This is a genomic window from Rhodoferax bucti (assembly GCF_005876985.1).
GTDB classification, from domain to species: Bacteria; Pseudomonadota; Gammaproteobacteria; order Burkholderiales; family Burkholderiaceae_C; genus Allorhodoferax; species Allorhodoferax bucti.
The window spans coordinates 659950-681050 of the sequence record NZ_VAHD01000002.1 but is presented as its reverse complement, the minus strand read 5'-3'; the positions used below and the strand labels follow the sequence as shown (position 1 = coordinate 681050).

Here is a 21101-nt window from a genome sequence, read left to right as displayed (position 1 = left end):
GCCGCTTTACGAACTTGAGGATTGACATGAGCACAACCCCCACCACCCTCTCTCATTGCCAGGCACTGGATGCTGCAGATGCCCTGCGCCCTTTGCGCGACCTGTTCGACATTCCCGCAGGCGTGATCTACCTCGACGGCAATTCGCTGGGCGTGATGCCCAAAACCGCCGCCGCCCGTGCGGCCGAAGTCGTCACCCAGGAGTGGGGCCAAGGCCTGATCCGCTCTTGGAACACCGCGGGATGGTTCAGCCTGCCGCAGCGCTTGGGCAATCGTATTGCCCCCCTGATTGGTGCGGACGCCGATGAGGTGGTGGCCACCGACAGCACCTCCATCAACCTGTTCAAGGTGCTGTCTGCTGCCCTGTCCATCGCCGCGCAGGACGCGCCCGACCGCAAGCTCATCGTGAGCGAGCGCAGCAACTTCCCCACCGACCTCTACATCGCCGAAGGCCTGTGCAAAGAGCGCGGCTACACCCTGAAGTTGGTGGAGCCCGAAGAGATTGCTGCCGCACTCACGGCCGACGTGGCCGTGCTGATGCTCACCCACGTGAACTACCGCACTGGCGCGATGCACGACATGCCTGCCGTAACCGCTGCGGCTCACGCCGCCGGCGCTTTGATGATTTGGGACCTGGCGCACAGCGCAGGCGCGGTGCCGGTGACGCTCAAAGCCTCGGGCGCCGACTTTTCGGTGGGCTGCGGCTACAAGTACCTGAACGGCGGCCCCGGCGCGCCGGCCTTTGTGTGGGTGCACCCCCAGCACGCCGACCGCTTCTGGCAGCCCCTGGCCGGCTGGTGGGGCCACGCGGCACCCTTTGCCTTCACCCCCGATTACCAACCTGCCCCCGGCATCACCCGCTACCTGTGCGGCACCCAGCCCATCGTCAGCATGTCGCTCTTGGGCTGCGGCCTAGAAGGCTTTGAGGCAGCCGAAAAATTGGGCGGCATGACGGCCCTGCGCGCCAAGTCACTGGTGTTGACGGACCTGTTTATCAAGCTGGTGGAAGAGCGCTGCCAAGGCTACGGCCTGGGCCTGGCGACCCCACGTGAGCACGCCCAGCGGGGTTCGCAGGTGTGCCTGACCCGCGAGCACACCGCTGGTGGCGACTTGGGCTCTGGCGCCTTTGCCATCGTGCAGGCACTGATTACGCGCGGGGTGATTGGGGACTACCGTGCGGGCGATGGTGGCATCCACAAAGACATCTTGCGCTTTGGCTTCACGCCGCTGTACATCGGGTTTGAAGATGTGTGGAACGCGGTGGAGCACTTGCGCCAGGTCTTGGAAACTGGCGAGTGGCAAAAGGCGGAGTTCAACCAGAAGCATGCGGTGACCTGAAAGCCAGCTGCCAAGGTTTTGATGGGTGCTCGCACGGCAGGTAGGCGGTACAGGCCCGGGCCTCATCAGCTCCTTCGGAGCAGCAAATCGGCCCAGACCTGCACCACCTCCCCGCCTTGGGTGCGAGCGACAGTGACGCCGAGACACCCGCACACGTTTTGTATCGCCCACCCCGGAGCCGGGACGGAGAGCGGGGTATGGGTTATGGCCGATTTGCTGATCCGAAGGATCTGATGAGGCCATAGCCCATACCCCGCTCTCCGTTTCAGCGATCACCAAAACACGACTAAAGAACAAAGCCAACCATGACCTCTACCGAAAAAATCGTCGCTGACGAAAAGGCCCAGCTCGACTTCAGCAAAACCATGAGCTATGGCGACTACCTGCAAATCGACACCATCCTGTCGGCGCAGCACACGCTCTCGCCCACGCACGACGAGCTGCTGTTCATCATCCAGCACCAGACCAGCGAGCTGTGGATGAAGCTCATGCTGCATGAGCTCACTGCCGCTATGGCGCATATCGCGCAGGACGACTTGCCACCCGCCTTCAAGATGCTGGCGCGTGTAAGCAAAATCATGGAGCAGCTGGTGCACGCCTGGGACGTGCTAGCCACTATGACGCCCCCCGAGTACACCGCCATGCGCCCCTACCTGGGCCAGAGCAGCGGGTTCCAAAGCTTTCAGTACCGGTGCATTGAGTTCTCGCTGGGCAACAAAAACGCCGCCATGCTCAAGCCCCACGCCCATGCGCCCGAGCGCTTGGCGCTGGTGCAGGCCGCGTATGAAGCGCCGTCTTTGTACGACGAAGCCCTCAAGCTCATGGCCCGCCGTGGGATTGCACTGCCTGCCAGCCACCTGCAGCGCGACTGGACCCAGCCTTACACCGCCAGCCCAGAGGTGGAAGCGGCGTGGCTGCAGGTCTACCGCGACCCCAAGGCGCACTGGGACCTGTACCAACTGGCCGAGGAGCTGACCGATTTGGAAGACGCCTTCCGCCTCTGGCGCTTCCGCCACGTCACCACCGTGGAGCGCGTCATCGGCTTCAAGCGCGGCACCGGGGGCACCGGCGGCGTGAGCTACTTGCGCAAGATGCTGGATGTGGTGCTCTTCCCCGAGATCTGGACGCTGCGGACGGCGCTGTAGGCCAGTTACAAGAAAAATGCGCCGCTAGCGCTCGCGGAATATGCGCAACCAGCTACTAATTTGATAGCAAATTGGTGATACGACATCCTCAAGACGGAGACCAACCACCCCGGGGGATGTCAGGTAGACTGGACCAAAGGAAACATCACTATGGCCGGCGTATTTGGAAAAGACCCCAACATGAAACGAAGCGGGAGCCAGCAGGAGCTGGACCGCGTCATGGGTGAGCGTGCCCGCAACAAGGCGGCAGCGGCAGCCAAGTTCCGGGAAAAGAAGCCCGCAACCGCAGCCCCACAGAAAGCGACGCCTCCCAAGGGCTGAAGCACTCAGGGCGGCTAATCACACAGCACGCGGCGGCTCAATGCACATGCTGATGATGCACATCGGGCACGTGCGTATGGCTGTGCCGCAAGGGCTCATGGACATGCCTGTGGCTGTGCACCCCGACGGGCATGGGGGAGTGGGTGTGGTTGTGATGCCCATCGTTATGGTCGTGGGCATGCTCATGATCCAGGGCTTCATGGTCGTGCTCGTGACCATGGCTCTCTGCCAGGTGGAGGGCCACACCGCACAACATCAAGCTCCCTCCGACTGCCATCAAGAAACCAGCTGATCGGTCGCCCAAGCCGAATGCCACAAAGGCACCGATGAACGGTGCAAAAGCGAAAACAGACCCCGTGCGTGCTGCACCAAAGGCTCTTTGCGCCAGCAGATAAAAGCGCAAACTCAAGCCATACCCGGTGGCACCCACGGCCAGCAGCCCCAATCCAACATACAGGCTTGGCAAGGACTCACCGCTGAGCCAGGCAAGCACCATGGTCAAAACCGTGCCCATGGCGGCTTTGACCACCACGACCTGGCTCGGGTCTCTTTCGGCAAGTTCCCGTGACAGCGTGTTGTCAACGCCCCACGACGCGGTTGCAACCAATACAGCCAATAGCCCCAAGGTTTGCACGCTGCCCAGCATGCCTTGGTCCAGCACCAAGGCCATTCCGCCCGCAAGCAAGAGCAGCATGGCGAGCCAGACGCGTTTATCCATGCTCTCGCCATACAGGCGCCACGCCAGCACGGCAGTGAACAGCGCCTCCAAGGTCAGCATGAGCGACGCACTGGTGCCACTGGTGCGCTGCAGCCCCCACGCCAAGGCAACCGGCCCCATGGCTGCGCCAAATAAAGCCATGGCTGCCAATCGCGGCAAGTCTGACCGTTGCAATCGAGCCTCTTGCTCACGGGGGCGCCGGGTGAATAGCCCCACCACGGCGGCACCGCCATAGAGCCATGCCGCTGTGCTGAATGCCCCGAGCCCCACCCCAAGTTTTTGTACCAGTGGCGTGCTGACACCAAACAGCACAGCGGCAAGCAGGGCCAGCAGGCCACCACGCAAAGCGGGTGCATTCATCAGGGGGGACATGGGTTGATTTTTCAATGAAGTTGGCGGCGATGAAATGGCAGCTCAGGGAGTAGAACATGTAGAAGGTTTGCTTGGAAGCCGTGATGGGCCTCGGCCGCGCGCACCGGAATGCGCCCGTTACCATGTGCGCTATTTCCCAGCCCCCTCAAGGACCTCCCATGCAAGCCGTTGTCTACGAAGCCTTCTCTGCCCCACCCCGCCTGCAAACCGTGCCGGACCCGACGCCCGAGACACATGGCGTGGTCGTCAAGGTGCAGGCCACCGGCGTATGCCGCAGCGACTGGCATGGCTGGGTGGGGCATGACACCGACATCGTGCTGCCCCACGTGCCCGGCCATGAGCTGGCGGGCACGGTGGAAGCCGTGGGCAAAGACGTGACCCGCTGGAAGGTGGGCGACCGCGTGACCGTGCCTTTTGTGGGCGGTTGTGGCAGCTGCCCGGAGTGCCACTCCGGCAACCAGCAGGTGTGCGAAAAGCAGTTCCAGCCCGGCTTCACCCACTGGGGTTCGTTCGCGCAATACGTGTCCATCCACAAGGCGGACCTGAACCTCGTGGCCCTGCCCGAGACGCTGGACTTCGCCACCGCTGCCAGCCTGGGTTGCCGCTTTGTGACCTCCTTCCGCGCCGTGGTCGATCAGGGCAAAACCTCAGCAGGCCAATGGGTAGCGGTGCACGGCTGTGGTGGCGTGGGCCTATCGGCCATCATGATTGCCCACGCAGTGGGCGCCAACGTGGTGGCCATCGACATCTCGGACGACAAGCTCGCCATGGCGCGCGCCATGGGCGCGGTGGCCACGGTCAACGCCACCCAGGTGGCCAACGTGGTCGACGCAGTGATGGAGATCACCCAAGGCGGCGCGCATGTATCGCTGGACGCACTGGGCCACCCCACCACCTGCTTCAACTCCATCAGCAACCTGCGCCGGCGCGGCAAGCATGTGCAGGTGGGGCTGATGCTGGCCGAGAACAGCGCACCCGCCATCCCCATGGCCAAGGTGATTGCCCATGAGTTGGAGATTTTGGGCAGCCACGGCATGCAGGCCCACCGCTACGGCGCCATGCTGGACATGGTGCGCACCGGCAAGCTGGCGCCTGACAAGCTGGTGGGCAAAAAAATCAACCTGCAACAGTCAATTGATGCGCTGATGAACATGGACAAGTTCGAGGTGGCCGGCGTCACCGTCATCACCGAGTTCTGACACTCTCTACCGGTCGACGACTCACAAAATTTTCAGTTGCTTGGCCTGCGCGGTCAGCTCGTCGCGGAACTTGGGGTGAGCAATGGCGATGAGCGCTTGCGTGCGCTGCTTCATGGACTTGCCGCGTAACTGGGCCACGCCGTATTCGGTCACCACGTAGTTGATGTCGTTCTTGCTGGTGGTGACGTGGGTGCACGGCGACAGCGAAGGCACGATGCGGGAGATAGTGTCGTCCTTGGCGGTGGACGGCAGCACGATGAAGGCCTTGCCGCCCTTGGAGCGGTTGGCCGCGCGCACAAAGTCCGACTGCCCACCGGGGCCGGAATATGGCGCATGGCCCAGGCTCTCTGAGCCGCACTGGCCCAAAAAGTCGATCTGCAAGGTGGCGTTGATGGCCACCAGGTTGTCGTTCAGGCCGGCAATGGCCGGATCGTTGGTGAACTCCACCGGGTGCATCTCCAGCCCCGGGTTGCGGTGCATAAAGCGGTAGAGCTTGGCCGAACCCAGGCCGAAGGTGGCCACCATTTTCCCGGGCATGAAGTTCTTGCGCCGGTTGGTCACAGCGCCCGCCTCCACCAGGGTCATGATGCCGTCGCCAATCATCTCGGTGTGGATGCCCAGGTCCTTTTTGCCGGTGAGCTGCATGACCACCGCATCGGGAATGCCGCCATAGCCGATCTGCAGGGTGGAGCCATCGTCAATCAAATCGGCCACGTACTTGCCGATGGCCTGCTGCACCGGCCCGATTTTGGGCAGGCCCACTTCCATGACCGGCGCATCGCTCTCCAGCAAGGCCGCCACCTGCGAGATGTGCACATGGCAGTTGCCAAAGGCAAAGGGCACGTTGGGGTTCACTTCAAGCACCACGGCGCGAGCCTTTTTGACGGCCGCCATGGTGTAGTCCGCCCCCAGGCTCAACGCAAAGAAGCCGTGCTCATCCATAGGCGACGCCATGGCGAAAACCACATCCGCAGCCATCTGCCCACGCTCGATTTGCGCCGGAATCTCCGAGAAGTAGTTGGGGATGAAGTCAATCCACCCCTCTTGCCCGCCGGCACGTGTGGCCCCGCCAAAAAAGAAGGCCACGTGGCGCACATGTTCGGTGGTGTCGGGGTCGATGTAGCCGTACTTGCGCATGGCCAAAATCTGGCACACCTTCACATCGCGAAAGCTGCGCCGCTGCTCTGACAGCGCGGTCAGCAAACTGGGGGGCTCGCCCACACCGGTAGGGACGATGATGGTGTCGCCATCACGCACCTGCCGTATGGCTTGGTCGGCAGATGTGCGCTTGTGTTCGTAAGACTGCTGGTGCGTCATGGGGAGCCTGCGTAAGGGTGTAAACGTTGAATCCGCCGATTCTTCGCCCACTAACTGACGCAGTGCTTTCCACGGCAACTCGTGGCATCACTCATGCGTCAAATAGGCCTATAGCCCTTATGAAATATGCGCAAGCAGCTACCAAATCAATAGCATTACCCCTCCCGGCGAAACAGAATGAAACGCGCCTCCCGGTGGCGAATTCGCCACCCTTCCGGGGTTAGCACCAGCGCGTCCACAAACTCACCGACCTGGCTCAGTGCATCTGCAGCACGGCCCTGCGGAGTCAGCGGGCTGCTATGGCGCCCGCTCCACAGCAACACCTTGCTACGCACCGTGGCGCCCGTGGCCTGTGCGTCGAGATCGACGTGTTGGTTACAGACCAGGTGCTGGGTGAGCCGGTCGGGGTCGCGGGCCGCGTAGGCAGCAGCAATGGCAGCGCGGCCTTGCAGCACCGTGCCATCCAGCCGCTGCAAGCTGCCATCAAGGGTAAAAAGCGCTGCAAAGGCCTCCGCGTGGCCCGCGTCCACAGCGTCTGCCCCTTGCTGTACCAGGTCACAACAGGCGGCGCGCAACGCCCACACAGCGAGCGTGCTCATACAGTCGACTCGCGCTGCAGCCAGCGCACCAGGCTTGCCGCCACGGCTTCGGGACGCTCCATGGGTGCCATGTGGCCGGCATCGGCCACCACATCCAACACGGCATGGCGTGCCAGTGCGCGCATGGCTTCGTGCTGCGCGGGCGGAGACCAGGCATCTTGCGCCCCGCACTGCAACAGGGTGGGAATGCGCAAGCTGCGCAGCACATCACTGGCATCCGGCCGGCTCAGCAGGGCCTCGATCTGTGCCGCAAACACCGCTGCACTTTTGCGGGCGAACATGGCGATCACCGCGTCCAGCAAGGCGGCGTGTTGCAGACGATCGGGGTGCACCATGCCCTGCACCCAAGCATGGGCCATGGCCGCCACGCCCTGGTTGCGGGCTACCTCCAGCAGCGCGTGGCGCTTGGCAGCCTCTTGCGCACCGGCCTCTCCGGCGGGGCGGGGTAAATGGCCGGTATCCAGCAAAGCCACATGGCTAACCCGCTCGGGCGCCAGGCGCAGCACCTCCAGCGCCACCCGTCCGCCCATGGAATGGCCCGCCACCGCCAAGCGCCCGGCGGGTGCCTGGGCGAGCACGAGTTCCGCCATGCCGCTCAAACTGCGGCTCAAGCCGTAGTCCGCGACCCAAGGCTTGCACCCGGCCGGCAGTCCCGGCAGCACAGGTTGCCAGACGGCGGCATCGCACATCAAGCCCGGCAAGAGCACCAGCGTTGTATCTGCCATGCTCACTTGCCCGCCTTGGCCGAGTCTTTGACGGCAGTGAAGGTCTGCACCTCGGTGTTCCAGAGCTGGGCACCTACCTTCTCTACCTTGCGCACATAGATGTTGTGCACCACATCTCGCGTCTGCGGGTCGATGCTGATGGGGCCACGCGGGCTCTCAAAGCTCTGGCCTTTCATGGCTTGCAAGAGTGCATCTCCACCCGCGCCTTGGGTGGCCTTGGCAGCCTCGTAGATCACGCGCATGCCGTCATAGGCCCCCACCGCCATGAAGTTGGGGCGCAGGCCGCTGTTGGCTTTGCCGTAGGCTTCCACAAAGCGCTTGTTCAGCGCGGAGCTGTGCGCGGCCGAGTAGTGGTGGGCCGTCACCACGCCCAGCGCCACATCGCCCATGGCATCCAGAATGTCGTCATCCGTCACGCTGCCCTCGGCGATTACACGGATGCCCGCCTTGTCCAGCCCCCGCTCGGCAAACTGTTTCATCAGCGCGGTGCCCACACCGGCAGGCACAAAGGTGAACAGTGCATCCGGCTTGGCATCGCGCACCTTTTGCAGGAAGGGCGCGAAGTCCGGACTGCGCAGCGGCACGCGCAGTGCCTCTACCACCACCCCACCCTGCGCCACAAACCGCTGGTTGAACCAGGTCTCGGAATCCACGCCCGGCGCGTAGTCGGTCACCAGCGTCACGACCTTGCGGATGTCGTTTTTGATCGCCCAGTCCGCCAGGATGGTTACCACCTGCGGTACGGTGAAACTGCTGCGCACGATATAGGGCGAGGCCTCGGTGATGCTGGAGGTGGCGGCGGCCATCACCACCATGGGTGTTTTGGACTGGGTTGCAATCGGGGCGCTGGCCATGGCCAGCGGCGTGAGGCCAAAGCCGGCCAGCACGCTCACCTTGTCATTCACCACCAGCTCCTGCGCCAGGCGCTTGCTCACATCCGGCACGCCGGTGTCGTCTTTCACAATCAACTGCACCTTTTTGCCCCCCACCGTATCGCCGTTTTGGGCGATGTAGAGGCGCGCTGCGTTTTCCAGCTGCTTGCCGGTGGAGGCAAAGGGGCCGGTCAGTGGCAGCAGCAGGCCGATCTTGAAAGTATTGTCTTGCGCCCAGGCCAGCCCTACGCTGGCGGTCAGCGCGGTAACTGCCGCGGTGCGGATGAAGGTACGTTTTTGCATGGCTTGTCTCCGGTTTTTAGTGTCCGGCGCCAGTGTGCAATTCCCACGCAGCAGCGTCCAATGCAAAGGCCTTCTGACCTATGCAATTTGCTTATACCTACGTACTATCCCCGAGTGCTTCACCTACCTGCCGCAAGATGCCCTGCCACTGCGCCACAGCCGGTGTGGGCAGGTAGCCGGTGCGCCACATGGCACCAATCTGGCGTGGCGCATGCTGTACCGGCAAGGGTAGCTCCACCAGCAGGTCTGCTGCGATTTCGCGCGCGACTTGGCGGGGCGACATCAGCGCCAGACGGTCGCTGTCTTGCAGCATGGCCTGCATCATCAGCGCGCTGTTGGCGCGCACCTGCCCGTCGGTTGGTGGCAGGCCTGCGGCTTGCAGCATCTGTGCAAATGCCTTTTCGGCCGGGGTATTGGGCATGGGCATGACCCACTGCGCCGTACTCAGGGCCGCCCAGCCCAGGCGGCGGCGCTGCGCCAGCGGGTGGCCTGCGCGGGCCACCACGGCCAGGCGGTCTTCAAACAGCACCTCCTGGCTCAGGTCTGCCGATGGCGGTGTGCTGCGCAAGGCGCCCACGATGCAGTCCAGTTCCGCATGGCGCAGCTGCGCTACCAGTGCATCAAAGGTGCCGTCGATCAGCACCAGCTGCACCTGGGGTTGCTGTGCCAGCAACTGCTCCACCGCCGGGGCCAGCAGCATGGTGGTGGAAAACGGCAGCGTGCCAATCACCAGCCGCCCCTGCAGGGCCGCACCGGGCTCCGGCCATTCGTCCACGGCCTGGCGCAGCTCGGCCTGCGCCAGCCGGCTGGCGAGCAGCAGGCCCTCGCCCGCATCGTCCAGGCGCAAACCGCTGCGCGCGCGGATGAACAATGGTGCGGCCGCCATGTGCTCCAGCTGCTGCAGGCTTTGGTGCACGGCGGGCTGGCTCACGCCCAGTTGCGCGGCGGCACGCCCTTCACTGCCCGTGTCCACCAGCGCCTGCAGCACCTGCAGGTGGCGTGCGGCCACGCCCAGTGCCAGCGGGCTGCCGGTCCAGGCCACCACTGCGCTGCGCGCGCGGTGCCGGTCGGCATCGGCCAGCAACTGCAGGGCGCGCGCGGCGCGCAACGCCAGTTGGCGGCCGCGTGCGGTGGGATGCATGCCACGCCTCACGCGCTCAAACAGCGGGCTGCCCAACGCGGCCTCCAGCTGCTGCACCGCGCGGACGACAGACGACTGCGCCACGTGCAGCAGCGTGGCCGCCCGCTGGCTGCTGCCCGCCTGCGCCACGGCCGCCAAGGCGCGCAGCAAGCGCAAGTGCGGCAGCAACTCCATGTGGCCTAGCGCCAGTTCAGCAAGGGAAACAGTGCGTCGTCCATCACCGCACCATCGGGCAGGCGGTCTGCCAGTCCGGGGAACGGCGGCGAGGTGCGCCAGCTGCGCACCGCGTGGCGCGCGTCGTCGCCCAGGTAGCGGGCTGAGAACACGCGGCGGCGCGTGCCCGGCCCCACGCCGCTGCTGGCATGCAGGGTGAGCATGTGGAAGGCCACGGCATCGCCCGGCTGCAGCGCCCAGCCCAGTTGTTCAAACTGGTCAGGGTGCGCGTCAATCTGCGGCAGCTCGGCCAGTGCTCCCTCGGGGAACCACTTGGCCTGCTGATCGCGAAAGGTGCGCGGCATGTACCAGGTGCCCGCGTGTGAGCCGGCCACAAAGCGCAGCGTGCTCTCCAGCGGCACCGGGTCCACCGGAATCCAGAAGCTCACGTTCTGCCGACCCGCCACGTTGTAATAGGGCTGGTCCTGGTGCCAAGGCGTGGGCTGGCGCGTGCCGGGTTCTTTCACCAGCAGGTGGTCGTGGTAGATGCGCACGGTGTCGCTCTGCATCAGCTGCGCGGCCACGCGGGGCAAGGCGCTGTGTTGCATCACGTCCGCATAGTCCGCGTTGTGCTGCCAGGTGCAAAAGTCTTCGACAAACTTGCCCGGATCGTCGGCCTGGCTGGCCACCAGCGCCAGCGGGCTCAGGTGGGCCAGGTTGTGTTCGATGCCGCGCGCCAGCGTGGCCACTTCATCGGGGGTGAGCACGCCGCGCAGCACCACGGCGCCTTGGCGCGCGTAGTCGTGCACGGTGACGGGGGGCGTGTAGGCGTCGCGCATGGTGCGGTGCGCCCTACTCGGCCGCACCCTGCGCCAGCGCCTGCTGCATGCCGGGGGCGTAGTCGGTGTAAATCCACTGAGCAATCACCTCGGGCGTCAGGCTGTCGGGGTGGCCGGCTTCCTCGCTCACGCGGGCCACTTCTTCGGCGCCAGTGAGCGTGCCCACGAACATCTGCAGCACGGCTTGCAAGCCGCCCTGCGCCAGTGCGGCATCGCCCAGTTGTTTGAGGGCCTCCCAGGCTTGGGCTTCAGAAGTGGCGCTATTGGAAACGTAGGGGGTGTTGCTTGGCATGGGGAAGTCCGTCTATGAATACAAAAATGCCATCCGGTCGCGCGGCGGCTTGGTGAGCCTACCCATTATCCAGCCACGCCCCTCCCCCGCTCTGTCAGAAACGATGTCAGCCCGGAATCCACAACGTGGGTAATCCCGCCAGGGGTTTGAGCAGCTTGGCCACTGCACCGCCTTGCACCAGCACCGTGGCGTGCGCAATGTCGGGCGCCAGGTAGCGGTCCACATGGTGGGCGGGCACGTCCTTGCGCAGCAGCGCGTGCACCTCTTCCAGCACGGGTGAACTCTTGAGCGGACGCAGGAACTCGATGCCCTGCGCGGCGGCCAGCAGCTCGATGCCGAGGATGTGCGCGGTGTTCTGAATCATGCCCTGCAGGCGGCGCGCGGCGAAGGTGGCCATGGACACATGGTCTTCCTGGTTGGCACTGGTGGGCAGGCTGTCCACACTGGCCGGGTGGGCCATGGATTTGTTCTCCGACGCCAACGCGGCGGCGGTGACGTGGGCGATCATGAAGCCGCTATTCAGCCCCGCATCGGCCGTGAGGAAGGGCGGCAGGCGCGAGACGCCGCTGTCGATCAGCATGGCAATGCGGCGTTCGGCAATCGCGCCTACTTCGGCAATGGCCAGCGCCATGCCGTCGGCGGCCAATGCAACCGGTTCGGCGTGGAAGTTTCCGCCAGAGATCATCGCGCCGTCATCAGGGAAGACCAGCGGGTTGTCGGTGACCGCATTGGCTTCGATCAGCAGCACGCGCGCGGCGTGGCGCAGCTGGTCCAGGCAAGCACCCACCACCTGCGGCTGGCAGCGCAGGCAATATGGGTCTTGCACACGGTCGTCCCCCTCGGCGTGGCTGGCGCGGATGGCGCTGCCCTTGAGCACCTCGCGGTAGTACTGGGCCACATCGATCTGGCCGGGCTGGCCGCGCACGGCGTGGATGCGCGGGTCAAACGGGCCGTCGCTGCCGCGTGCGGCGTCCAGCGTCAGTGCGCCGATCAGCAGCGCGGCTTCCAGCACCGGCTCAAACGCGAGCAAGCCGTGCAGCGCCAGCGCGGTGGAGGTTTGTGTGCCGTTGATGAGGGCCAGGCCTTCCTTGGCTTCCAGCTCCAGCGGGGTGATACCGGCGGCTTGCAGGGCCTGCAGTGTAGGCACACGCTCGCCATTCACCATCATGTCGCCCTCGCCCATCAACGCCAGCGTCATGTGAGACAGCGGCGCCAGATCACCCGAGGCCCCCACCGAACCCTGCGAGGGCACACAGGGCACCAGGCCTGCGTTATGCACCGCCAGCAGCGTGTCCACCACCAGCTCGCGGCAGCCAGAGTAGCCGCGCGCCAGGCTGGCGGCTTTGGTGGCCATCATCAGCCGCATGATGGGCGCGGCCAGCGGCTCACCCACGCCCACGCTGTGGCTGCGAATCAGGTTGCGCTGCAGCGTGGCCAGTTGGTCTTTGCTGATTCGCTTGTTGGCGAGCTTGCCAAAACCGGTGTTGACGCCGTACACCGGCGCGTCGCCATCGGCCGCGGCCTTGACCAGCGCATGCGACGCCCGCATGGCCACACGGGCCGATTCGGGCAAGCTCAGCTGGCACACGCCAGCGTGGATGAGGCCCAGCTCATCGAGCGTGATCTTGCCGGGGTTGAGAACGAGAGAAGTCATAGGTATATCCGGAGTAAGTGTCTGTGTTCAGAGACACCGCAGAACTGGCTCCGCCAGGCTGCTGGTGTCGTCCCCTTGAGGGGAAGCGCCAAAGGCGCACAGGGGTGCTACTTAACTATTCAGCATGGGCAGGTTCATACCCTGTTCTTTGGCGCACTGTACGGCGATGTCATAGCCCGCGTCCGCATGGCGCATCACGCCCGTACCGGGGTCGTTCCACAGCACGCGCTCCAGGCGCTGGGCCGCTGCGTCCGTGCCATCGGCCACGATGACCACGCCGCTGTGTTGGCTGTAGCCCATGCCCACGCCGCCGCCATGGTGCAGGCTGACCCAGCTGGCGCCGCCGGCGGTGTTGAGCAGTGCGTTGAGCAGCGGCCAGTCGCTCACGGCATCGCTGCCGTCCTGCATGCTTTCGGTTTCGCGGTTGGGGGACGCCACACTGCCACTGTCCAGGTGGTCGCGGCCGATGACGACGGGGGCTTTCAACTCGCCACTCTTGACCATCTCGTTGAAGGCCAAACCGGCGCGGTGACGCTCGCCCAGGCCGATCCAGCAGATGCGCGCGGGCAGGCCCTGGAAGGCGATGCGCTCACCGGCCATGTCCAGCCAGCGGTGCAACGCGGTGTCTTCGGGGAACAGCTCTTTCATCTTCGCGTCGGTCTTGCGGATGTCTTCCGGGTCACCACTCAGTGCCACCCAGCGGAAGGGGCCCTTGCCGCGGCAGAACAGGGGGCGCACATAGGCGGGCACAAAGCCGGGGAAGTCAAACGCGTTCTTCACGCCCTGGTCCAGCGCCACTTGGCGGATGTTGTTGCCGTAGTCCACCGTGGGAATGCCCATGGCCTGGAAGTCCAGCATCGCCTGCACATGCACGGCGCAGCCTTGGGCGGCGGCCAGGCGCAGCGCGACGTGTTGGGTATCGTCCGCCTGCGCGGCGTGCCACTGCTCCACCGTCCAGCCGCTGGGCAAGTAGCCGTTGACCAGATCGTGGGCCGAGGTCTGGTCGGTCACGATGTCGGGGCGCACACCACCGGTAGCACCATTCTTCACGCGCTTCACCAGCTCGGGCAGGATGTCGGCCGCATTGCCCAGCAGGGCGATGGACACCGCTTTCTTCTCGGCGGTGTACTTCGCCAAGCGGGCCAGCGCATCGTCCAGATCCTTAGCCTGTTCGTCCACATAGCGGGTCTTGAGGCGGAAGTCAATGCGGCTTTGCTGACATTCGATATTGAGCGAGGACGCGCCCGCAAAGCTGGCCGCCAGCGGCTGCGCACCACCCATGCCGCCCAGGCCGGCCGTCAAAATCCAGCGCCCGGCCAGGCTGCCACCGTAGTGCTGCTTGCCGGCTTCCACAAAAGTCTCGTAGGTGCCTTGCACAATGCCCTGGCTGCCAATGTAGATCCAGCTGCCTGCCGTCATCTGGCCGTACATCATCAGGCCCTTTTTATCCAGCTCGTGGAAGTGCTCCCAGGTCGCCCACTTGGGCACGAGGTTGGAGTTGGCGATCAACACGCGCGGAGCATCCGCATGCGTGCGGAACACGCCCACCGGTTTGCCGCTTTGCACCAGCAGGGTTTCGTTCTCTTCCAGCGTGCGCAGGGAAGACAGGATGGCGTCAAAACACTCCCAATTGCGCGCTGCCTTGCCAATGCCGCCGTACACCACCAGGGCGTCGGGGTTCTCGGCCACTTCGGGGTCCAGATTGTTTTGCAGCATGCGATAGGCCGCCTCCGTAATCCAGTTCTTGCAGTGCAGCGCGGTGCCACGGGGTGCGCGCACGGGACGCGCCTGGGCAGGTGTAGGGGTGGATGCCATGGAATGTTTCCTCACAAACAACAAACATTGAACAAAGAATGCGGCGGAGTCTACTTGTCTAGACATGTCTATGCAACTAGAATTTACCCCCATGGCACAAGCACCCTATACCCGCGTCAAAGACTTCCTCAAGCAAGGCCTGGCGGATGGCCGCTGGACGCCGGGGGCACAAATGCCCTCCGAGTCCGAGCTGGTGAGCCAGTTCCAGGTCAGCCGCATGACGGTGGGCCGTGCCATCCGCGAACTGCAGGCCGAAGGGCTGGTAACCCGGGTGCAGGGCGTGGGCACCTTCGCCGCGCACCTGGCCCGCGTGTCGTCCACCCTCACCATCACCGATTTGCACGAAGACATCCTTGCGCGCGGCCACCAGCACCAGGCCCGCGTAGTGCTCTCGCGCGAAGAGGCCACCACCGACGGTCTGACCCAGCAACTGGGCCTGCCGCTGGGCGCGCCGGTGTTTCACACACTCATCGTGCATTACGAGAACGGTGTGCCCCTGCAGTGCGAAGACCGCTATGTGAACCCCGCCTGTGCGCCCGATTACTTGGCGGTGGACTTTACCCAGACCACTCCAACCCACTACCTGCTGGAGGTGGCGCCCCTGTGGGAAGCGCAGTACTCCATCGAGGCCGGTCCGCCCAGCCCACACGAGGCCGAGCTGCTGGGCATCACCACCGCAGACCCCTGCCTCATCGTCGTGCGCCGCACCATGAACCGGGATGTGCCCATCACCCTGGCACGCCTGGTCCACCCCGGCACGCGCTACCAGATTCACGGGCAGTTCAAACCATGACACCGCAACGCATTCAAGCGCAGGACTGCGCACCCCAAACCTGGCGCAACGGCGGCGGGCAAACACGCGAACTGCTGACCTGGCCACCGGTAGGTGACTGGCAGCTGCGCATCAGCCGCGCGGACATTGATCGTGACGGACCGTTTTCCGCCTTCCCCAATGTGCAACGCTGGTTTGCCGTGTTGGAGGGTGCGGGCGTCGCCCTGCAACTCGGCACCGAACAAAAAATCCGCAAAGGGGACTCGCCCCTGTGTTTTGACGGCGCGGCTGCCCCCGCCTGCCGCCTGCTAGATGGCCCCACCCAGGACCTGAACCTGATGGCACGCAAGGGCCGGGGCTTTATGCAAACCGTGCGCCCGGGGCAAGCGTGGACCGCCACCTTCAGCACCTGTGGCGTGTACACCTGCCATGCCGGCACCTGGAGCGATGGCGTGCAACAGCAACACCTGGACGCCCACACCTTGCTCTGGCACCCGGCACCACGCGGTGCGGCTTGGCAGTTTGTAGCTGACGATGCAGGCGAGCCCGCCTGTGCCTACTGGCTGGGCTTCTCGCCGGCCAGCCTCACGATAGGAGGTCACGCATGAACGCCCTCACCCTGTGGCGTCACGCCCGCCTGGCCACCTTGGCGGGCCCCAACCCGTGGGGATGGGTGCCGGACGGCGCCCTGCTCACTCACAAGGAACGCATCGTGTGGGCCGGCCCGCTGGCCGAGCTGCCTGCTGCACACACCACCCAAATACAGAAAGACATTGACCTCGGTGGCGCCCTCGTGACCCCCGGCCTGGTGGACTGCCACACGCACCTGGTCTACGGCGGCCAGCGTGCTGCCGAGTTTGAGCAACGCTTGCAGGGCGCGAGCTACGAGGAAATTGCCCGCGCAGGTGGCGGCATCCGCTCCACCGTGGCCGCTACACGCGCCGCGAGCGACGAGGCGCTGCTGGCCAGCGCCACACGCCGTGTACAGAGCCTGATGGCCGAGGGCGTGACCACGGTGGAAATCAAATCGGGCTACGGCCTGAGCGCGCACGACGAAGCGCGCTGCCTGCGCGTGGCACGCGCGCTGGGCGACGCGCTGCCGCTCAATGTGCGCACCACCTACCTGGGCGCCCACGCCGTGCCGCCCGAGTTTGCGGGCCGCACCGACGACTATGTAGACGCCGTCTGCGCCTGGATGCCCTTGCTGCATGCGGAAGGTCTGGTGGATGCGGTGGATGCGTTTTGCGAAAACATTGGCTTCACACCCGCCCAAACGCGGCGCGTGTTTGAGGCCGCACGAGCCTTGGGCCTCCCGGTCAAGCTGCATGCCGAACAGCTCAGCGACCAGGGCGGTGCGGCGCTGGCGGCCGAGTTTGGCGCGCTGTCGTGTGACCACCTGGAGCATCTGAGCGAAGACGGCATCCGTGCGATGAAGGCAGCTGGAACCGTGGCCGTATTGCTGCCCGGCGCCTATTACTTTTTGCGCGACACGAAGCTGCCCCCCATAGACACCCTGCGCGCCCACGGCGTACCCATGGCGGTCGCCACCGACCACAACCCCGGCACCTCGCCCGGCCTCTCCTTGCTGCTCATGCTCAACATGGCCTGCACCCTTTTCCGCCTGACGCCCGAAGAAGCACTGCGCGGCGCCACAGTGCACGGCGCACGTGCCTTGGGCCTGCATGACCGCGGCACACTGGCGGCCGGGCAGCGCGCTGACTTTTGTGTGTGGGACCTGGAGCACCCGAACGAACTGGCCTACTGGTTTGGCCACAACCCTTGCCGCCGCGTCATCCACGGCGGGCTGGAGCGCACGGTATGAGCACGTCGATCACCTCCCCCGTTTTCACCCTCACACCCGGCAGCACGCCGCTCTTGGTGAGCTTTCCCCATGTGGGCACCGAGATTCCGCCGGAGCTGCAAGCCCGCATGGTGCCGCGCGCACTGGCCACCGAAGACACCGACTGGCACTTGGAGGCGCTGTACGCCTTTGTGCGCGCCATGGGCGCGGGCACCATCGTGCCGCGCTACGCCCGCTATGTGGTGGACCTGAACCGCCCGCCTGAGAACGCCCCCATGTACCCCGGCGTGAACAACACCGAGCTCTGCCCCACCCGCTTCTTCAGCGGCGAGCCGCTCTACCTCGAGGGCATGGCACCCAACGAGGCCGAGATTGCTGGCCGGGTTGACACCTACTGGCGCCCCTACCACGATGCACTGCAAGCCGAGCTGCAGCGCCTGCGCGCCGTGCATGGCCACGCCGTGCTGTTTGATGCCCACGGCATCTGCTCCGTGCTGCCCTGGCTGTTTGAAGGCCAGCTGCCCGACCTGAACCTGGGCACCGTGAATGGCAGCAGCGCCTCGCCAGACCTGCGCGAGGCGCTATCCAAAGTATTGCAAAGCCAAAACCAATTCACCCAGGTGGTGGACGGCCGCTTCAAGGGTGGCCACATCACGCGCCACTACGGTCGCCCAGCCGACAACGTGCACGCTATCCAGCTGGAGATGTGCTGGCGCTGCTACATGGCAGAAGAACCGCCCTACGCCATCGACCCCACACGCGCCACCGCTGTGCTGCCGGTGCTGCAAGCTCTGGTGCAAACCCTGGTGGATTGGAGGCCCGCATGAGCGAGCAACTTTTGTGGGCGCCACAAGCCTGGATCAACGGCCGCTGGGAACAGAACGTATGCCTGGCCGTGGATGCGCAAGGCCACTGGGCGGACATCACGCCTAATGTCACCACCCCGCCCGCCCACGCCACCGTGCTGCCCGGCCCGGTGCTGCCGGGCATGGTCAACGCCCATAGCCACGCCTTCCAGCGTGCGTTTGCGGGCTTGGCCGAGCGGCGTGAATCGGCGGCCGACGACTTCTGGTCCTGGCGCGACCGCATGTACGGCGTGGCGCTGCGCATCACGCCCGCGCAGCTGCGCGCGGTGGCGGCCCAGCTGTATGTGGAGCTGCTGCAAGGCGGCTACACGCAGGTCTGCGAGTTCCACTACCTGCATCACCAGCCCGATGGCCAGCCTTATGCCGACGAAGCCACCATGGCCTGGGCCGTGGCGGATGCGGCAGCCGATGCCCGCCTGGGCCTGACCGTGCTGCCCGTGCTGTACGAGCGCGCTGGCTTCGCCCAGCCCGCCTTGAGGCCCGACCAACGCCGCTTTGCGGGCACGCCGGACTTCATTGCCCGGCTGCAGGCTACCGTGCAAGCCAGTGGCCGGCCATTGGTGAATGCGGGCGTGGCCCTGCACTCGCTGCGCGCAGCCTCGGCCGAATCTATCGACGCCCTGCTCGCCCAAGTGGGCGATGCAGACATGCCCATCCACATCCATGTGGCCGAGCAAATGCAGGAAGTGCGAGACTGCCTGGCCGCCACCGGCCAGCGCCCCATCGCCTGGCTGGGCCAGCGCTGGGCGATGGACACGCGCTGGCAGCTGGTGCACGCCACCCACACCGAACAGGCCGAGATAGACGCCGTAGCGCGCAGCGGCGCGGGCATGGTCATCTGCCCCAGCACCGAGGGCAACCTGGGCGACGGCTTTGCCGACCTGCCCGCCTGGCTGGCCGCGGGCGTGCCCATGGCGCTGGGCTCGGACAGCCATGTGGGCCGCCAGTGGGCCGAAGAGCTGCGCTGGCTGGAATACGGCCAGCGCCTGCGCTTGCAGCAGCGCAATGTGGCCGCCGCTCCCACCCAGCAACCGGCCACGGCCGCGCGCTTGTTCGACGCGGCACTGCACGCGGGCGGCCCGGCTGCGGGCCAAGCGCTGTGGGGGTTGACACGCGGTGCCCGCGCCGACGCTTTGGTGCTGGATGTACAAACGCCGGGCTTACTGGGTGTGCCCGCCAGCCACCAGCTGGACGCACTGGTGTTTGCCAGCCAAGGAGCGGCGTTTCAGGAAGTTTGGGTGGCCGGACGGCGGGTCATCCACAAGGGGCGCCACGTGGCGCAAGACCGCATCGCCAGTGCATTTGGGCAGGTAATGCAGGCGCTGTGGAATATGGATTAAAACAGCCTCTAGCGCCCGAGCTACCTGCGCGAGTAGCTATTGAATAAATAGCAGTCTTCAGGCCAGAAACCGCACCATGCCGTACAGCGACAAGGCGCCGCACACCACCAGCATGCCGGTTTTGACAGCCCGGTTGCTCGACAGTGTGCCGGCCACGCTGCACACCAGAATCGCGATAAAGATAAAACTCGTTTTCATGCCTGCGATGCTACCGGAGCCCGGTAGCCATAGAGCCACGGCAAGTCCAGCAATTTGTCGCCCAGCAGGGCCAGCGAGGCATCGCGCGCCACCCGCAGGGGGCCTTGCAGGTGGAAGATCTCGCCATTGCGGATGGCCCGGGCCTGCACCCGCGCATTGCGTTGCCAGCGGGTCTGGGCGTAGTGCGCCAGGGCCCGGGGCTCATCGCCGGGGTGCGCGTGCAGCGACAGGCTGAGTTGCTGGGCATCTTCAATCGCCATGCCTGCACCTTGGGCCAGATAGGGGCGCATGGGGTGGGCCGCGTCGCCCAGCAGGGCCAGGCGGCCTAGCACCATCTCATGCGCACTGCGCATCGGCGGGCGGTCGCTCAGCGCCCAGAGGCGCCAGTCGTCGATGGCGTGCACCAAGTCCAGCAAGCCGCTGCCCGCGTTGGCCAGGCGCACCCGCAGCTCGCCGGCGTTGGCGCTGTGGTCCCACACCGCGGGGTCGCCCACCACCGTGCCATGCACGATGACCACCACATTCAGCCACGCCCCACCACGCACCGGGTACTGCACCGCATGAAAATTCGGGCCCATCCACGCGGTCACCACCTGCGAGCGCAGGGGCGGCGGCAAATCCGCTTGCGGCACCATGGCCCGAAAGGCCAGGTGCCCGGTCACGCGCGGCGCCCCGTCGTCCACCAGCTGGCGGCGCAGCGTGCTCCACACGCCGTCGGCACCCAGCACACAGCGGGCCTCCAGCTCACGCGCATCGTGGGTGAGCAGTTGCACCCTGTCCCCCACCGGAGCCACGCTGGCAATGCGGGTGGCCAAGTCCACCTCCACGCCGCCCATGGACTCCACGGCGGTGCGCAAAAGCCCATGCAAATCCTGCCGCGCAATGGTGACGTAGGGTGCGCCGTACACGGCCTGGGCGCGTGGGCCCAAAGGCAGCGTGCCCAGCACGCGGCTGCTCAGGGCACTGCGCACCTCCAGCCGCTCGGGGAAGGCTGCCACCTGGGCCAGGGCGCCTTGCAGGCCCCAGCTGTGCAGCACCCGGGTGACGTTAGGGCCCAGTTGCACGCCGGCTCCCACCTCGCCGAATGCCGGAGCCTGCTCGATGAGGCGCAGCGCCTGCCCGCCGGCACCAAAAGCCTGCTGCCGCCCGCATGCCAGTGCCGCAGCCAAGCCGCCAATGCCGCCACCTACGATGACCATGTTGTGTTCCATGAGGGCGGATTCTGCCGCGTCAGGCCCCGCCACATACTGAGCCAGCGCAAACCTGCAGCACAGGCTGCGCACCGCTATAGTGAAGTGCCCGCAGATTTGATTGCCGCCCAC

At 65.5% G+C, this 21101-nt stretch carries 21 protein-coding genes; 9 read left to right on the top strand and 12 right to left on the bottom strand.

Annotation, left to right across the window (positions count from 1 at the left end; genetic code table 11):
* Positions 1–26: 26 nt before the first annotated feature.
* The 3 genes from kynU (at position 27) to FDM28_RS17650 (ending at position 2803) form a co-directional block, all read left to right on the top strand.
* Positions 27–1337, top strand: a complete 1311-nt coding sequence (kynU, locus tag FDM28_RS09800) for a kynureninase (RefSeq protein ID WP_138514961.1) — start codon at positions 27–29, stop codon at positions 1335–1337.
* Positions 1338–1642: 305 nt separating this feature from the next.
* Positions 1643–2482: a tryptophan 2,3-dioxygenase gene (gene kynA / locus FDM28_RS09795; protein ID WP_138514960.1), complete on the top strand. Its 840-nt coding sequence runs from the start codon at positions 1643–1645 to the stop codon at positions 2480–2482.
* Between the two features lie 180 nt (positions 2483–2662).
* Complete coding sequence (locus tag FDM28_RS17650) at positions 2663–2803, top strand: hypothetical protein (protein WP_170211697.1); 141 nt, start codon at positions 2663–2665, stop codon at positions 2801–2803.
* 37 nt (positions 2804–2840) lie between these two features.
* Here the strand turns inward: FDM28_RS17650 and FDM28_RS09790 are convergent, their stop codons facing one another.
* Complete coding sequence (locus FDM28_RS09790; protein ID WP_138514959.1) at positions 2841–3893, bottom strand: DMT family transporter; 1053 nt, start codon at positions 3891–3893, stop codon at positions 2841–2843.
* Positions 3894–4051: 158 nt separating this feature from the next.
* Between FDM28_RS09790 and FDM28_RS09785 the strand changes: the two genes are divergently transcribed.
* A complete protein-coding gene (locus FDM28_RS09785; RefSeq protein ID WP_138514958.1) occupies positions 4052–5092 on the top strand; it encodes a zinc-dependent alcohol dehydrogenase family protein in 1041 nt (346 codons plus the stop codon).
* 21 nt (positions 5093–5113) lie between these two features.
* Here the strand turns inward: FDM28_RS09785 and FDM28_RS09780 are convergent, their stop codons facing one another.
* The 9 genes from FDM28_RS09780 to hutU all read right to left on the bottom strand — a co-directional run bounded on the left by FDM28_RS09780 (position 5114) and on the right by hutU (position 14802).
* Complete coding sequence (locus FDM28_RS09780; RefSeq protein ID WP_138514957.1) at positions 5114–6409, bottom strand: acetyl-CoA hydrolase/transferase family protein; 1296 nt, start codon at positions 6407–6409, stop codon at positions 5114–5116.
* A gap of 155 nt (positions 6410–6564) precedes the next feature.
* Positions 6565–7008 (bottom strand): SgcJ/EcaC family oxidoreductase, encoded by a 444-nt coding sequence (locus FDM28_RS09775; protein ID WP_138514956.1) that lies wholly within the window; start codon positions 7006–7008, stop codon positions 6565–6567.
* The gene (locus tag FDM28_RS09770; RefSeq protein WP_138514955.1) at positions 7005–7733 is read right to left on the bottom strand and encodes an alpha/beta fold hydrolase; all 729 of its coding nucleotides are present in this window, start codon (positions 7731–7733) and stop codon (positions 7005–7007) included. Before FDM28_RS09770 ends, FDM28_RS09775 begins: the two co-directional genes overlap by 4 nt.
* A gap of 2 nt (positions 7734–7735) precedes the next feature.
* A complete protein-coding gene (locus tag FDM28_RS09765) occupies positions 7736–8908 on the bottom strand; it encodes an ABC transporter substrate-binding protein (RefSeq protein ID WP_138514954.1) in 1173 nt (390 codons plus the stop codon).
* 97 nt (positions 8909–9005) lie between these two features.
* Positions 9006–10223 carry a LysR family transcriptional regulator gene (locus FDM28_RS09760; RefSeq protein WP_138514953.1) on the bottom strand — a complete coding sequence of 406 codons (1218 nt, stop codon included), beginning with the start codon at positions 10221–10223 and terminating at the stop codon, positions 9006–9008.
* A 5-nt stretch (positions 10224–10228) separates the two neighbouring features.
* Complete coding sequence (locus FDM28_RS09755; protein WP_138514952.1) at positions 10229–11041, bottom strand: phytanoyl-CoA dioxygenase family protein; 813 nt, start codon at positions 11039–11041, stop codon at positions 10229–10231.
* A gap of 13 nt (positions 11042–11054) precedes the next feature.
* Entirely contained in the window at positions 11055–11333 is a 279-nt protein-coding gene (locus FDM28_RS09750; protein WP_138514951.1) for a hypothetical protein, read from the bottom strand.
* Positions 11334–11439: 106 nt separating this feature from the next.
* A complete protein-coding gene (gene hutH, locus FDM28_RS09745) occupies positions 11440–12987 on the bottom strand; it encodes a histidine ammonia-lyase (protein WP_138514950.1) in 1548 nt (515 codons plus the stop codon).
* A 111-nt stretch (positions 12988–13098) separates the two neighbouring features.
* Positions 13099–14802 carry a urocanate hydratase gene (gene hutU / locus FDM28_RS09740; RefSeq protein WP_138514949.1) on the bottom strand — a complete coding sequence of 568 codons (1704 nt, stop codon included), beginning with the start codon at positions 14800–14802 and terminating at the stop codon, positions 13099–13101.
* 91 nt (positions 14803–14893) lie between these two features.
* Between hutU and hutC the strand changes: the two genes are divergently transcribed.
* Genes hutC through FDM28_RS09715 form a run of 5 tightly spaced genes read left to right on the top strand, consistent with a single transcriptional unit; the run spans position 14894 to position 19581 of the window.
* Entirely contained in the window at positions 14894–15595 is a 702-nt protein-coding gene (hutC, locus tag FDM28_RS09735) for a histidine utilization repressor (RefSeq protein WP_138514948.1), read from the top strand.
* On the top strand, positions 15592–16182 hold the full coding sequence (locus FDM28_RS09730; RefSeq protein ID WP_138514947.1) for a HutD/Ves family protein: 591 nt from the start codon (positions 15592–15594) through the stop codon (positions 16180–16182). The genes hutC and FDM28_RS09730 overlap by 4 nt, the downstream gene beginning before the upstream one ends.
* The gene (gene hutI / locus FDM28_RS09725) at positions 16179–17396 is read left to right on the top strand and encodes an imidazolonepropionase (protein ID WP_138514946.1); all 1218 of its coding nucleotides are present in this window, start codon (positions 16179–16181) and stop codon (positions 17394–17396) included. The genes FDM28_RS09730 and hutI overlap by 4 nt, the downstream gene beginning before the upstream one ends.
* On the top strand, positions 17393–18202 hold the full coding sequence (gene hutG, locus FDM28_RS09720; RefSeq protein WP_138514945.1) for an N-formylglutamate deformylase: 810 nt from the start codon (positions 17393–17395) through the stop codon (positions 18200–18202). Before hutI ends, hutG begins: the two co-directional genes overlap by 4 nt.
* Positions 18199–19581, top strand: coding sequence for a formimidoylglutamate deiminase (locus tag FDM28_RS09715; protein WP_138514944.1), 1383 nt, complete (start codon positions 18199–18201; stop codon positions 19579–19581). Before hutG ends, FDM28_RS09715 begins: the two co-directional genes overlap by 4 nt.
* Positions 19582–19638: 57 nt before the next feature.
* On the opposite strand, the gene FDM28_RS17645 is transcribed toward FDM28_RS09715, so the two are convergent.
* Together FDM28_RS17645 and FDM28_RS09710 are read right to left on the bottom strand one after the other, a co-directional pair.
* Positions 19639–19779 carry a hypothetical protein gene (locus FDM28_RS17645; RefSeq protein ID WP_170211696.1) on the bottom strand — a complete coding sequence of 47 codons (141 nt, stop codon included), beginning with the start codon at positions 19777–19779 and terminating at the stop codon, positions 19639–19641.
* Positions 19776–20990 carry an FAD-dependent monooxygenase gene (locus tag FDM28_RS09710; RefSeq protein WP_138514943.1) on the bottom strand — a complete coding sequence of 405 codons (1215 nt, stop codon included), beginning with the start codon at positions 20988–20990 and terminating at the stop codon, positions 19776–19778. The genes FDM28_RS17645 and FDM28_RS09710 overlap by 4 nt, the downstream gene beginning before the upstream one ends.
* Positions 20991–21101 lie beyond the last annotated feature (111 nt).

Bases quoted from the DNA above. Each gene is read 5' to 3' on its own strand.
- FDM28_RS09785 (WP_138514958.1), top strand. From the start codon at position 4,052: ATGCAAGCCGTTGTCTACGAAGCCTTCTCTGCCCCACCCCGCCTGCAA.
- FDM28_RS09750 (WP_138514951.1), bottom strand. From the start codon at position 11,333: ATGCCAAGCAACACCCCCTACGTTTCCAATAGCGCCACTTCTGAAGCC.
- hutC (WP_138514948.1), top strand. From the start codon at position 14,894: ATGGCACAAGCACCCTATACCCGCGTCAAAGACTTCCTCAAGCAAGGC.
- FDM28_RS09760 (WP_138514953.1), bottom strand. From the start codon at position 10,223: ATGGAGTTGCTGCCGCACTTGCGCTTGCTGCGCGCCTTGGCGGCCGTG.
- hutI (WP_138514946.1), top strand. From the start codon at position 16,179: ATGAACGCCCTCACCCTGTGGCGTCACGCCCGCCTGGCCACCTTGGCG.
- FDM28_RS09765 (WP_138514954.1), bottom strand. From the start codon at position 8,908: ATGCAAAAACGTACCTTCATCCGCACCGCGGCAGTTACCGCGCTGACC.
- FDM28_RS09790 (WP_138514959.1), bottom strand. From the start codon at position 3,893: ATGTCCCCCCTGATGAATGCACCCGCTTTGCGTGGTGGCCTGCTGGCC.
- kynU (WP_138514961.1), top strand. From the start codon at position 27: ATGAGCACAACCCCCACCACCCTCTCTCATTGCCAGGCACTGGATGCT.
- FDM28_RS09755 (WP_138514952.1), bottom strand. From the start codon at position 11,041: ATGCGCGACGCCTACACGCCCCCCGTCACCGTGCACGACTACGCGCGC.
- FDM28_RS17645 (WP_170211696.1), bottom strand. From the start codon at position 19,779: ATGAAAACGAGTTTTATCTTTATCGCGATTCTGGTGTGCAGCGTGGCC.
- FDM28_RS09775 (WP_138514956.1), bottom strand. From the start codon at position 7,008: ATGAGCACGCTCGCTGTGTGGGCGTTGCGCGCCGCCTGTTGTGACCTG.
- FDM28_RS17650 (WP_170211697.1), top strand. From the start codon at position 2,663: ATGAAACGAAGCGGGAGCCAGCAGGAGCTGGACCGCGTCATGGGTGAG.
- FDM28_RS09730 (WP_138514947.1), top strand. From the start codon at position 15,592: ATGACACCGCAACGCATTCAAGCGCAGGACTGCGCACCCCAAACCTGG.
- hutH (WP_138514950.1), bottom strand. From the start codon at position 12,987: ATGACTTCTCTCGTTCTCAACCCCGGCAAGATCACGCTCGATGAGCTG.
- hutG (WP_138514945.1), top strand. From the start codon at position 17,393: ATGAGCACGTCGATCACCTCCCCCGTTTTCACCCTCACACCCGGCAGC.
- FDM28_RS09715 (WP_138514944.1), top strand. From the start codon at position 18,199: ATGAGCGAGCAACTTTTGTGGGCGCCACAAGCCTGGATCAACGGCCGC.
- kynA (WP_138514960.1), top strand. From the start codon at position 1,643: ATGACCTCTACCGAAAAAATCGTCGCTGACGAAAAGGCCCAGCTCGAC.
- FDM28_RS09770 (WP_138514955.1), bottom strand. From the start codon at position 7,733: ATGGCAGATACAACGCTGGTGCTCTTGCCGGGCTTGATGTGCGATGCC.
- hutU (WP_138514949.1), bottom strand. From the start codon at position 14,802: ATGGCATCCACCCCTACACCTGCCCAGGCGCGTCCCGTGCGCGCACCC.
- FDM28_RS09780 (WP_138514957.1), bottom strand. From the start codon at position 6,409: ATGACGCACCAGCAGTCTTACGAACACAAGCGCACATCTGCCGACCAA.
- FDM28_RS09710 (WP_138514943.1), bottom strand. From the start codon at position 20,990: ATGGAACACAACATGGTCATCGTAGGTGGCGGCATTGGCGGCTTGGCT.